The following is a 12,506-nucleotide window of genomic DNA, read 5'->3' on the forward strand; positions in this document are numbered from 1 at the left end:
AGTGAATGAAATAAATGCTAAAGAACAATTAGTAGAAAATTTAATGAAAACATCATCGCAATTATTTAAATTTCACGGTGAAGTTGCCATGCAACTTTTCTTGAATGATGAATTAAAATTACCTTCTATTGTTGAAATATGCGTGGAACGTAAGCGTTTGAGTGATATTGTGAAAGTTATTCCGCAAACTTATGTTTTACTATACATAGATAAACAAGACCAACCGATAGCTAAAAATGATTTATCACTTTCAAAAATAGCACGAGTATATGTGCAATTTAACGATACAACAATTATGAGTATTTATGTTTATGATGTAGTGAATGATGAATGGATTTTTAGGTTAGATCCAAATGTACGAATTCCGAAGAGTAATATTTATTTTCATAGTTTAAATTGGGATGTCGATTACATCAAGCCGGAAATCGTTTTAATGTATGATTTAATGCAACATCATCAGTATCATCAATATTCTAATTATAAACGTGTTATTGATGCGTTAAGCTACTATCAATTTTTTATTTTAAAATTTGTAGTAGGTGAGCAACGTATTAAAGATGCAATTCAGAGAACTATAAATAATTAAATAAAAAGCAATTCATAACGGATATGACAAAACGTGTTATGAATTGCTTTTTATTATTTTTTATCACATAAGTTTTTTAATTCTATGCCATGATAGCAAAACTCATAAGTAGATAGTACTGCTTTTTCAGCATCATCTACATGAATACCGAACATCATCGAGATTTCAGAAGCACCTTGGTTAATCATTTTTAAATTGATTTTGGACTTAGCTAAGGCATGTGTTATTTTATTTGCTGTGCCGATAACTTTATTCATACCTTCACCGACAATCATTAAAATGGCTAAATCATGCTCAATACTTAGTTCATCAACATCACATTTTTTACGAATCTCATTTAAAACTTTTGTTTCTTTATTTTGAATTTGTTTTGAACGCATAACAATACTTATAGTATCAATGCCAGAGGGCATGTGATCGAATGAAATATTATTATCTTCTAAGACGCCAAGAATTTTCCTAGTGAAACCTACTTGTCTGTTCATTAAATACTTTTTGATATTAATTACAGTAAAGTCCTTGTCACAGCTAATGCCGCTGATTACATTTTTAGCGTTGATTTCACGATCATGTAAAATGTAAGTACCTTTATCTTGGGGGCGGTTCGTATTTTTAATAACGACAGGAATGCGATCCTTATATAGTGGTTGCAATGCTTCATCATGGAAAACGCTAAATCCTGCATATGACAATTCACGCATTTCTCTATAAGTAATTTCTTCAATGAGTTCAGGATCTTTGATAATATTGGGATTAGCTTTAAAGATACCAGACACATCGGTGAAATTTTCGTATAAAGTAGCTCTAACGCCACTTGAAATAATTGCTCCAGTTATATCAGATCCACCGCGAGGAAAAGTTACAATATAACCTTCGTGTGATACACCAAAAAATCCTGGGATAATTAGTTTCTCATCATAATTTCGCAATTTCTTTATTTCTTCATAAGCGCTATCTAAAATTTGTGCTTGTTGTGGAACGTCAGTGACATAAATACCCGCTTCTTTTGGAGATACATATTTTGTAGGAATGCCCTGACTATTATTATATAAAGCAATCAGTTGTGCATTAAAATCTTCCCCACAAGATAGTAATGCATCTAATAATCTTTTTGGTTCATTTTTTAATTGTTCAATATAGTGTTCTAATGTTTGGTCTATCGTTCGTAAAATACTTTCATCCATCTGCAATTCTTTTACAATATCATCATATCTCTGAATAATTTCTCTTTTTTTATCATGATAGTCAAGATGATTAATGACCTTTTCATATAATCTGATTAATAAATCAGTCGTTTTAACATCATTGTCATGTCTTTTTCCCGGTGCAGAAACGATTACAATTTTTCGCTCAGGGTCAGAATTAACAATATTTAAAACCTTTTTTATTTGTGTAGCATTAGAGACGGAGCTACCACCGAATTTAGAAACTTTCATAGTGCATGCCAACCTTTCTAAAAAATCAGAAAATTGTATTCAGTTTTGTAAGTAAGAATGATATTATGTATTTATATTTTGAATATTACGAACTTTACAAAAATAAAGAATAATTCTATACTATACTATCATCTAGTGTTTTTCAATAATACATTTGTTTTTCTCAAAAGCACAAACGGAGGTACATAACATGAAAAAATTAAATATAGCATTATTAGGATTAGGTACTGTTGGGTCTGGTGTAGTAAAAATCATCGAAGAGAACAGGCAGCAAATTCAAGACACATTAAATAAAGATATTGTAATTAAACATATTCTTGTTCGTGATAAATCAAAAAAACGACCATTAAATATAAGCCAATATCATTTAACAGAAGATGTTAATGAAATTTTAAATGATGATTCATTAGATATTATTGTAGAAGTAATGGGTGGTATTGAGCCAACTGTTGACTGGTTACGAACAGCACTGAAAAATAAAAAACATGTCATCACTGCAAATAAAGATTTACTAGCAGTTCACCTAAAACTTTTGGAAGATTTGGCAGAAGAAAATGGTGTGGCTTTAAAGTTTGAAGCAAGTGTTGCAGGTGGGATTCCAATCGTAAATGCCATAAATAATGGTTTGAATGCGAATAATATTTCTAAATTTATGGGAATTTTAAATGGTACCTCTAATTTTATTCTATCTAAGATGACTAAGGAACAAACGACATTTGAAGAAGCACTCGATGAGGCGAAAAGACTTGGTTTTGCAGAAGCAGATCCTACTGATGATGTAGAAGGGGTAGATGCAGCACGTAAAGTTGTTATCACATCATATTTATCATTTAACCAAGTCATTAAATTAAACGACGTTAAACGAAGAGGGATTAGTGGCGTAACTTTAACAGATATTAATGTTGCTAATCAATTGGGGTATAAAATTAAATTAATCGGTAAGGGAATATATGAAAATGGCAAAGTTAATGCTTCAGTGGAGCCGACGTTAATTGACAAGAAACACCAATTAGCAGCAGTAGAAGATGAGTATAATGCGATTTATGTCATTGGTGATGCTGTAGGTGATACGATGTTTTATGGAAAAGGGGCAGGTAGTTTAGCAACAGGTAGTGCAGTTGTAAGTGATTTATTAAATGTAGCACTATTCTTTGAATCAGATTTACATACATTGCCGCCTCATTTTGAATTAAAGACAGATAAGACACGTGAGATGATGGATTCTGATGCAGAAATTAACATTAAAGAAAAATCTAATTTTTATGTCGTTATTAAAAATGTTAATGATTCAATAGAAAAGTTTGAAAATGAATTAAAGTCGATATTACCGTTCCATAAATCATTAAGCGTAGCAAATTATGAGGATGATTCATATGTAGCTGTCATAATTGGATTGGAATCATCACCAGAAGAATTAATCACTAAGCATGGATATTTAGTTGAAAAAGTATATCCGGTAGAAGGAGTTTAATTAAAATGAGAAGATGGCAAGGATTAGTAGAAGAATTTAAGGCACATTTGCCAGTAGACGAAAATACACCTAAATTAACTTTAAATGAAGGGAATACACCACTTATTCATTGTGAAAATATGTCAGCAATGTTAGGTATTGATTTATATGTTAAATATGAAGGTGCCAATCCAACTGGGTCATTTAAAGATCGTGGTATGGTAATGGCTGTCACTAAAGCTAAAGAGCAAGGAAAGAAAATTGTTATTTGTGCTTCAACAGGAAATACGTCGGCATCCGCCGCTGCATATGCAGCAAGAGCTGGATTAAAGGCAATAGTTGTTATTCCAGAAGGAAAAATTGCATTAGGAAAGTTATCTCAAGCGGTAATGTATGGTGCAGAGATAGTTTCAATTGAGGGGAATTTTGACGAAGCATTAGAGATTGTGAAAGAAATTGCTAAAAGCGGAGAAATTGAGTTAGTGAACTCTGTTAATCCATACAGAATTGAAGGCCAAAAAACTGGTTCTTTTGAAATTGTACAACAACTAGACGGTGAAGCTCCTGACATTTTAGCAATTCCTGTAGGTAACGCAGGTAATATTACGGCATATTGGAAAGGTTTTAAAGAATATCATGAATCTAAGGGTTCTCAATTACCTAAGATGTTTGGCTTCCAAGCTGAAGGTGCATCACCAATTGTTCAAAATAAAGTCATTAAAAACCCGGAGACAATTGCAACTGCTATTCGAATCGGTAATCCTGCAAGCTGGGATAAAGCGACAAATGCGCTGAGTGAATCAAACGGTTTAATTGATAGTGTTACAGATAAAGAAATCTTAGAAGCTTATCAATTAATGACAACTAAGGAAGGTGTCTTTAGCGAACCAGCTAGTAATGCTTCTATTGCAGGTTTAATTAAATTGCATAGACAAGGTAAGTTACCTCAAGGTAAAAAAGTTGTTGCAATACTAACAGGCAATGGATTAAAAGACCCTGATACTGCTATTTCACTATTAGATAATCCAATTAAGCCATTACCTAATGATAAGAATAGTATTATTGAATATATAAAAGGAGCTTTATAACATGACTAATGTTTTGGAGTTAACAATTCCAGCTTCAACAGCCAACCTAGGAGTTGGCTTTGATTCTATAGGTATGGCTTTAGATAAATTTTTGTATCTGTCTGTAATGGAAACGCCTGGTACAAAATGGGAATATATTTTTCGTGATGATGCATCAAAGCAATTGCCTACTGATGAAACAAACTTTATTTATCAAGTTGCACAACGAGTAGCTTCTAAATATGATGTAAATTTGCCTAATTTATGTATCGAGATGCGTAGTGATATTCCTTTAGCAAGAGGATTAGGTTCATCCGCTTCTGCTTTAGTGGGCGCAATCTATATTGCAAATTACTTTGGAGATATTCAATTATCGAGACATGAAGTGTTGCAATTAGCAACGGAAATTGAAGGTCATCCTGACAATGTTGCACCAACAATTTATGGCGGACTCATTGCAGGATATTATAATGATGTGTCGAAAGAAACATCGGTTGCACATATTGATAAACCAGACGTAGATCTTATTGTAACAATACCAACTTACGAACTTAAAACTGAAGCATCAAGACGTGCATTACCTCAGAAATTAACACATAGTGAAGCAGTTAAATGTAGTGCGATTAGTAATACGATGATATGTGCTTTGGCTCAGCATAATTATGAATTAGCTGGTAAACTTATGCAGCAAGATGGCTTCCACGAACCATATCGTCAACATTTAATTGCTGAATTTGAAGATGTTAAGGCGATTGCGAATGAACACAATGCATATGCAACAGTTATTAGTGGTGCGGGGCCATCAATTTTAATCTTTAGTCGAAAAGAAAATAGCGGGAAATTAGTTCGATCATTAAATAGTAAGGTAGTATCATGTCATTCTGAATTGGTCGATATTAATATAAGTGGTGTTATAGAACGAATTGTATACCAATAGAGGCTTTATATTGTAAAATAGTATTAAATGTAGAATAGAGAGGAGATTTAATACGATATGACGAATTATAAAGCAGTCGTTTTAGATATGGATGACACGTTGCTAAATTCAGATAATGTTGTTTCAGAAGAAACTGCAAAATATTTAACAGCGATACAAGATGAAGGGATTTATGTTGTATTAGCATCTGGAAGACCAACAGAAGGTATGATTCCAACAGCTAGAGAATTGAAATTGCCAGAACACCATAGCTACATTATTAGTTATAATGGTAGTAAGACGATTAATATGGCAAATGAAGTAGTGGAAGTTAGTAAATCTATTAGTAAGCAAGATTTTGATGAAATTGTTGATTATTGTAGAGATAGAGACTTCTTTGTACTTACATATCATGAAGGACAAATTATTTACGATAGTGAACATGAGTATATGAACATCGAAGCGGAATTAACAGGATTACCTATGAAACGTGTAGATGATATCAAAGCGTATATTCAAGATGATGTTCCTAAGGTGATGGGTGTAGACTATGTTGCGAATATTACAGAAGCTAGAATTGATTTAAACGGTGTATTCAATGATAATGTAGATGCTACTACTAGTAAGCCATTTTTCTTAGAATTTATGGCTAAAGATGTTTCAAAAGGTAATGCGATTAAAGCGCTATGTCATAAATTAGGATTTACTGTTGATCAAGTTGTTGCTTTTGGTGACAGCATGAATGATAAATCAATGTTTGAAGTAGCAGGATTAGCTATTGCAATGGGAAATGCTTCAGACGAATTAAAGGAATACGCAGACGAAGTTACGTTAGATCATAATAATAACGGTATTCCACATGCTCTAAAAAATTTATTCTAAGATTTAAAATAAGCCTAAACACATGATATTTCATTGGAAAATCTAGTGTTTAGGCTTTTGAATTTATGTTTTTATATTATTGTGTTGATGATTTTTATTGTTTAAATATATGAAATAAATGCTGAAATGCGTTAGATGTAATGCAAAACTTTTAAAAATCATAATGATCTAATTGTTTAAGTGTAAAAGCACCTTCTTAATGAAACGTATTGTATAACTAAAAAAGTAGCGACAATCTAACTTGTTTGTTAGATGCACTGCAAGCGTACGGTAATTATTTAGCTGTTTGAGTCCAATCGTGTTTTCCTCTGAATCGTTTTACATGTGCATATATTTGGTCAGCAGTATAGTCTAAGTTTGTATATACTGTAATACTAAAAGCTGATTGGTTTTCTGCAAAAGACTCTTCTAAAAACAATTCCTTTAAATGAGTAAATAAATCATTCATTTGTTTATGATCTAAACCTGGATACTCCCTTAAAGTTCTTTTTAATAATTGGCCATTCTTTTCTTCTAATGCTTGAACCACAATAACAAATCTTTCATCTTGCTTTAATATATCATCAAATAAATTTGTTTGTCCAATCATTGAATTCACCCCTGAAAAGTTATTCTTATCTATATTATACACAATCTGCAAAATATCTAAAATAAAGAATGTAAATATTGTGCGAATAAAAATGAACAGAATACTAGTTAATATACTAAATACTTAAAATGGACCGCATCACCGTAATGATATGAAGTTTTAAGTGATGAACTGTTGCGCTTAATTTGACAAATCAACATATAAAATAACACGACAAATGCTATCAAATGTTTGAAGCATCTGTCGTGAATGAAAGGGGGTTTTATATTTATATTGTTTTAATTATTTTTGATTATCATAATCATGTGGTTTTAAATTGATAGTTTCAAGTTTAACAAACTTTGTTTTATGAATCATTTTATGAACAAAATAAATAATTGCTAAGATGATTAAAGGTAAGAAGTTTCTAAACACACTCAACCAATCATTTTCTAGCATGCTTTCAAATGAACTACCAAGTAATAAGAATGCTAAAGTTGCAATAACAATGATAGGACCTAATGGATAAAACGGTGCTTTATATGGAAGTACTTTATTTGGATCTTCACCTTGTTTTTTAATTGCTTGTCTTAATCGGATTTGAGACCAAATACTTGAACCCCATACAACTATTACCATTGAACCGATGATTTTTAATAAGTTAAATACAGCATGTGCATTATAATTCGCATAAACAATTACAATAATAACAACAGCGTATGTTGTTAATAATGCTCGAAGCGGTAATTTTGTAGTTTTGTTTAATTTACTTAAAAACTTAGGTGCTTTATTATCTGCACTTAGTGAATATAACATCCTACCTGTCGTATAAACGCCCGAGTTAGCAGCTGATAATAATGATGTTAAAATTACTGCATTAATAACAGATGCTGCAAAAGCAATACCAACTCTATCAAAGACAATTGTAAACGGACTTTGACTTACAGAACCACTTTCATTTAATAATAATGGATCTGTATATGGAATAATTGCAGCAATTACAGCAATTGATAACACATAGAACAATAGTATGCGCCAAAAAACTTGCTTAATAGCTTTAGGCATTGATTTTTTAGGGTCATCAGATTCACCAGCGGTAACAGCTACTACCTCGGTTCCTCCGACAGAGAAACCTGCAACTAGTAATACGCCTAAGAACCCTGAAATGCCACCTACAAATGGTGCATCGCCTTTTGTATAATTTTCAAAGCCATAACTATGACCGCCTAAAATACCAAAGATCATTAAAATACCAAATGCAATGAATACTATAATTGTAATTACTTTAATTAATGATAACCAAAATTCAGTTTCTCCGAATGATTTTACAGAAAAAATGTTTAATAATAGTAAAATGGTAATAAATATTAAACTCCAAGTAATGGGGTGGAAAAATTTAAATGTGTCCCAGAAATAAAGTACATTTGACGCCACAATAACATCAACACTAGTAACTAATGACCATAATGCCCAATACAACCATCCCATTGTAAAACCAAGTGATGAATCTATAAAACGTGTTGAATATGAACTGAAAGAGCCTGATACTGGATAAAATGTTGCTAATTCTCCAATAGAAGACATTAAGAAGTACAACATAATACCAATAAGTAAATAGGCTAATATAGCGCCTCCGGGTCCAGCTTGTGAAATTATACTACCTGTAGCGACAAATAGACCAGTTCCAATTGCACCACCTATAGCAATCATGGAAATGTGTCTAGAATTAAGACTACGGTTCATTTTATTATCTTCCATATTTAGTCTCCCATCTATTTAAATATACCCATTATTGTAAGCTTTTTAAGTAGACTATTCAATAACTTTTTAACACTTTAAAGCGAAAAAATTAAAATTTTCTGATTTTTTAATCTTTTTGAGCGTGTTTAATTGTAATTTAATTAGGGTTAAATTATAATGTGTATTAAATTATAATAATTATAAATTGTGGAGGGATGACTATGTCACAACATGATAAAAAATTAACTGGAGTTTTTGGGCATCCAGTATCAGATCGAGAAAATAGTATGACAGCAGGACCTAGGGGACCTCTTTTAATGCAAGATATTTACTTTTTAGAGCAAATGTCTCAATTTGATAGAGAAGTTATACCTGAACGTCGAATGCATGCGAAAGGTTCTGGTGCATTTGGTACGTTTACTGTAACTAAAGATATTACAAAGTATACTAATGCTAAGATTTTCTCAGAAATTGGTAAACAAACTGAAATGTTCGCACGTTTTTCTACAGTAGCAGGTGAACGTGGTGCTGCTGATGCAGAACGAGATATTAGAGGATTTGCTTTAAAATTTTATACAGAAGAAGGTAACTGGGATTTAGTAGGGAATAATACGCCTGTCTTCTTTTTCAGAGATCCAAAGTTATTTGTTAGTTTAAATCGCGCTGTTAAACGTGATCCAAGAACAAATATGCGAGATGCTCAAAATAACTGGGATTTTTGGACTGGACTTCCTGAAGCTTTACATCAGGTGACGATTTTAATGTCAGATAGAGGGATACCTAAAGATTTACGCCATATGCATGGATTCGGTTCTCACACGTATTCAATGTACAATGATGCTGGCGAACGTGTTTGGGTTAAATTCCACTTTAGAACTCAACAAGGTATTGAAAATTTAACAGATGAAGAAGCTGCTGAAATTGTAGCGACTGATCGTGATTCATCACAACGAGATTTATTTAATGCTATTGAGAATGGTGATTATCCAAAATGGACAATGTATATCCAAGTAATGACAGAAGAACAAGCCAAAAACCATAAGGATAATCCATTCGATTTAACAAAAGTATGGTATCACGATGAATATCCATTAATTGAAGTAGGAGAGTTTGAATTAAACCGAAATCCAGATAATTATTTTATGGATGTAGAACAAGCTGCTTTTGCACCAACTAATATTATTCCTGGATTAGATTTTTCACCTGATAAAATGTTACAAGGGCGTTTGTTCTCATATGGAGATGCGCAAAGATATCGCTTAGGTGTAAATCATTGGCAAATTCCTGTGAACCAGCCTAAAGGTGTAGGTATTGAAAACATTTGTCCATTTAGCAGAGATGGTCAAATGCGTGTGCTTGATAATAACCAAGGTGGAGGCACACATTATTATCCAAATAATCAAGGCAAATTTGATTCACAACCTGAATATAAAAAGCCACCATTCCCAACTGATGGTTATGGCTATGAATATAATCAACGCCAAGATGATGATAATTATTTTGAGCAACCTGGTAAGTTATTTAGATTACAAACTGATGATGCTAAAGAAAGAATTTTCACAAATACAGCAAATGCAATGGATGGTGTATCTGAAGATGTTAAGCGACGTCATATCCGTCATTGCTATAAAGCTGATCCAGAATATGGTGAAGGTGTAGCTAAAGCATTAGGTATTGATATTAATTCAATTAATCTTGAAACAGAAAGTGACGAAACTTACGAAAACTTTAAAAAATAAATTTGAAATGTGTATTCAATATTGCGTAGTTGAGCAGTTTATGATAATATAATAAATCGTAAAGATTCCTAACAAGAGAGGGTGTTTAACGTGCGCGTAAACGTAACATTAGCATGCACAGAATGTGGCGATCGTAACTATATCACTACTAAAAATAAACGTAACAATCCTGAGCGTATTGAAATGAAGAAATATTGCCCAAGATTAAACAAATATACGTTACATCGTGAAACTAAGTAATTCTTATCATTCAAATACGACGATTTGAAATTAAAGCGGGCTTTTCCATTATTTATGGAAAGCTCGTTTTTTTGATGATAATTCAATATAATAGTTAGAAACATATTTCAAAAGTAATAAAGTAAATATATAGATACATGATTTGAGTTATTTCTTAATGAAGTAAACGGAAAAATTATCATGGTATATTGATAAATGATGTTGGAACGCTGCGAACAATACAGTAATAGTAAATTTTAAAAAAAGGTGAGTTTCCATATATAGTAGAAAATGAAAAGTAATAGTTTTTTAAAAGAAAGTATAGTCGTTTCGAAGTGGATTAAAATTTTACAAAGTCATAGAACGTTTTTTGAGTGATTTAGCAAATAAATAAGATTTAACTGTTGAATTATGTGATTATTGTGTTATTATATAAATCGTAATAATTACGATTTGATAAAAAGTGAGGTAACAATATATGGCTAAGAAGTCTAAAATAGCAAAAGAAAGAAAAAGAGAAGAATTAGTAAATAAATATTATGAGTTACGTAAAGAGTTAAAAGCGAAAGGTGATTATGAAGCATTAAGAAAATTACCTAGAGATTCATCACCAACACGCTTAACAAGAAGATGTAAAGTTACGGGTAGACCAAGAGGTGTATTACGTAAATTTGAAATGTCACGTATTGCATTTAGAGAACATGCACATAAAGGACAAATTCCAGGTGTTAAAAAATCAAGCTGGTAAAATTAAATTTCGTACTTTAGCCCATTTACAATATTAATAAAACAATGTACAGTATATACGAATGCTATAAACTGAATGTTTTCGGAATTAATCAAGAAAACATCCGGTTTTTAATTTGCATTAATAAAATAATTAGTTTTAAAAGGGGCTATTTAAAGTGAAAATATTTGATTATGAAGATATTCAGTTAATACCTAATAAATGTATTGTTGAAAGCAGATCTGAATGTGACACATCGATTCAATTTGGACCGAAGACGTTTAAACTACCTGTAGTTCCTGCGAATATGCAAACAGTTATGAATGAAACATTAGCAAAACGGTTTGCAGAAAATGATTATTTCTATATCATGCATCGTTTTGATGAAAAAGCTAGAGTACCTTTTATAAAAAATATGCAAGATTCAGGTTTATTTGCATCAATTTCAGTAGGTGTAAAGAAATCAGAATTTGAATTTATTGAAAAATTAGCTCAAGATAAATTGATACCAGAATATATAACAATAGATATTGCTCATGGACATTCTGATTCAGTAATTAATATGATAAAACATATAAAAAAACATTTACCTGAGAGTTATGTCATTGCAGGGAATGTTGGTACGCCTGAAGGTGTTAGAGAATTAGAAAATGCTGGTGCTGATGCTACAAAAGTTGGTATTGGTCCTGGTAGAGTTTGTATTACAAAGATTAAAACTGGCTTTGGTACAGGCGGTTGGCAGCTAGCAGCATTAAATTTATGTAGTAAAGCTGCACGTAAACCTTTAATTGCTGATGGTGGTATAAGAACACATGGTGATATAGCTAAATCTATTCGCTTTGGCGCATCAATGGTCATGATTGGTTCGCTTTTTGCTGCGCATGAAGAATCTCCAGGTGAGACTGTTGAACTTGACGGCAAACAGTATAAAGAATATTTTGGAAGTGCTTCAGAATTTCAAAAAGGTGAACATAAAAATGTTGAAGGTAAGAAAATGTTTGTAGAACATAAAGGTTCATTATTTGATACTTTAAATGAAATGCAACAAGATTTACAAAGTTCAATTTCATATGCCGGTGGAAAAGACTTGAAATCATTACGTACTGTAGATTATGTTATTGTAAGAAACTCTATTTTTAATGGAGATAGAGATTAATATTTATAGTAGGTGATGTA

Annotated in this window: 12 protein-coding genes and 1 pseudogene; 9 read left to right on the forward strand and 4 right to left on the reverse strand. The window is 31.8% G+C overall.

Translation table 11 applies throughout. The annotated features are described in order from the left end of the window. Nucleotides 1–10 precede the first annotated feature (10 nt). Nucleotides 11–586, forward strand: coding sequence for a hypothetical protein (locus tag SAMSHR1132_RS06135; RefSeq protein ID WP_072292055.1), 576 nt, complete (start codon nt 11–13; stop codon nt 584–586). A 53-nt stretch (nt 587–639) separates the two neighbouring features. Here the strand turns inward: SAMSHR1132_RS06135 and SAMSHR1132_RS06140 are convergent, their stop codons facing one another. Beyond that, nucleotides 640–2,022 (reverse strand): aspartate kinase, encoded by a 1,383-nt coding sequence (locus tag SAMSHR1132_RS06140; protein WP_000868657.1) that lies wholly within the window; start codon nt 2,020–2,022, stop codon nt 640–642. Between the two features lie 190 nt (nt 2,023–2,212). Between SAMSHR1132_RS06140 and SAMSHR1132_RS06145 the strand changes: the two genes are divergently transcribed. The 4 genes from SAMSHR1132_RS06145 to SAMSHR1132_RS06160 are packed head-to-tail and all read left to right on the forward strand — an operon-like array spanning nt 2,213 to nt 6,337. Continuing rightward, entirely contained in the window at nt 2,213–3,493 is a 1,281-nt protein-coding gene (locus SAMSHR1132_RS06145; protein WP_000735869.1) for a homoserine dehydrogenase, read from the forward strand. A 5-nt stretch (nt 3,494–3,498) separates the two neighbouring features. Further along, nucleotides 3,499–4,560, forward strand: a complete 1,062-nt coding sequence (thrC, locus tag SAMSHR1132_RS06150; protein ID WP_001255450.1) for a threonine synthase — start codon at nt 3,499–3,501, stop codon at nt 4,558–4,560. Nucleotide 4,561: 1 nt separating this feature from the next. Further along, nucleotides 4,562–5,476, forward strand: coding sequence for a homoserine kinase (thrB, locus tag SAMSHR1132_RS06155; protein ID WP_000186024.1), 915 nt, complete (start codon nt 4,562–4,564; stop codon nt 5,474–5,476). A 57-nt stretch (nt 5,477–5,533) separates the two neighbouring features. Then, nucleotides 5,534–6,337 (forward strand): Cof-type HAD-IIB family hydrolase, encoded by an 804-nt coding sequence (locus SAMSHR1132_RS06160; RefSeq protein WP_000186254.1) that lies wholly within the window; start codon nt 5,534–5,536, stop codon nt 6,335–6,337. Nucleotides 6,338–6,611: 274 nt separating this feature from the next. Here SAMSHR1132_RS06160 and SAMSHR1132_RS06165 read toward each other — a convergent pair whose 3' ends face one another. From SAMSHR1132_RS06165 to SAMSHR1132_RS06175, 3 genes and pseudogenes are all read right to left on the reverse strand, one after another. Continuing rightward, entirely contained in the window at nt 6,612–6,926 is a 315-nt protein-coding gene (locus SAMSHR1132_RS06165) for a hypothetical protein (protein WP_000580196.1), read from the reverse strand. Further along, nucleotides 6,901–7,004, reverse strand: a pseudogene (locus tag SAMSHR1132_RS06170) (hypothetical protein). The gene SAMSHR1132_RS06165 and the pseudogene SAMSHR1132_RS06170 overlap by 26 nt, the downstream one beginning before the upstream one ends. 204 nt (nt 7,005–7,208) lie before the next feature. Then, complete coding sequence (locus tag SAMSHR1132_RS06175; RefSeq protein ID WP_000389963.1) at nt 7,209–8,663, reverse strand: amino acid permease; 1,455 nt, start codon at nt 8,661–8,663, stop codon at nt 7,209–7,211. 203 nt (nt 8,664–8,866) lie between these two features. Here SAMSHR1132_RS06175 and SAMSHR1132_RS06180 point away from each other — a divergent pair, with 203 nt between their 5' ends. The 4 genes from SAMSHR1132_RS06180 (at nt 8,867) to guaC (ending at nt 12,486) form a co-directional block, all read left to right on the forward strand. Next, a complete protein-coding gene (locus SAMSHR1132_RS06180) occupies nt 8,867–10,384 on the forward strand; it encodes a catalase (RefSeq protein WP_000077642.1) in 1,518 nt (505 codons plus the stop codon). 90 nt (nt 10,385–10,474) lie between these two features. Then, complete coding sequence (gene rpmG, locus SAMSHR1132_RS06185) at nt 10,475–10,624, forward strand: 50S ribosomal protein L33 (protein WP_001265708.1); 150 nt, start codon at nt 10,475–10,477, stop codon at nt 10,622–10,624. Between the two features lie 457 nt (nt 10,625–11,081). After that, nucleotides 11,082–11,351: a 30S ribosomal protein S14 gene (rpsN, locus tag SAMSHR1132_RS06190; protein WP_001085655.1), complete on the forward strand. Its 270-nt coding sequence runs from the start codon at nt 11,082–11,084 to the stop codon at nt 11,349–11,351. Nucleotides 11,352–11,508: 157 nt separating this feature from the next. Continuing rightward, complete coding sequence (gene guaC / locus SAMSHR1132_RS06195; protein WP_000688118.1) at nt 11,509–12,486, forward strand: GMP reductase; 978 nt, start codon at nt 11,509–11,511, stop codon at nt 12,484–12,486. Nucleotides 12,487–12,506: the final 20 nt, after the last annotated feature.

Source organism: Staphylococcus argenteus, assembly GCF_000236925.1.
GTDB lineage: Bacteria > Bacillota > Bacilli > Staphylococcales > Staphylococcaceae > Staphylococcus > Staphylococcus argenteus.

Coding starts and splice junctions, on each gene's coding strand:
- rpsN (WP_001085655.1), top strand. CDS start 11,082: ATGGCTAAGAAGTCTAAAATAGCAAAAGAAAGAAAAAGAGAAGAATTA.
- SAMSHR1132_RS06165 (WP_000580196.1), bottom strand. CDS start 6,926: ATGATTGGACAAACAAATTTATTTGATGATATATTAAAGCAAGATGAA.
- thrC (WP_001255450.1), top strand. CDS start 3,499: ATGAGAAGATGGCAAGGATTAGTAGAAGAATTTAAGGCACATTTGCCA.
- SAMSHR1132_RS06145 (WP_000735869.1), top strand. CDS start 2,213: ATGAAAAAATTAAATATAGCATTATTAGGATTAGGTACTGTTGGGTCT.
- SAMSHR1132_RS06160 (WP_000186254.1), top strand. CDS start 5,534: ATGACGAATTATAAAGCAGTCGTTTTAGATATGGATGACACGTTGCTA.
- thrB (WP_000186024.1), top strand. CDS start 4,562: ATGACTAATGTTTTGGAGTTAACAATTCCAGCTTCAACAGCCAACCTA.
- SAMSHR1132_RS06140 (WP_000868657.1), bottom strand. CDS start 2,022: ATGAAAGTTTCTAAATTCGGTGGTAGCTCCGTCTCTAATGCTACACAA.
- SAMSHR1132_RS06175 (WP_000389963.1), bottom strand. CDS start 8,663: ATGGAAGATAATAAAATGAACCGTAGTCTTAATTCTAGACACATTTCC.
- SAMSHR1132_RS06180 (WP_000077642.1), top strand. CDS start 8,867: ATGTCACAACATGATAAAAAATTAACTGGAGTTTTTGGGCATCCAGTA.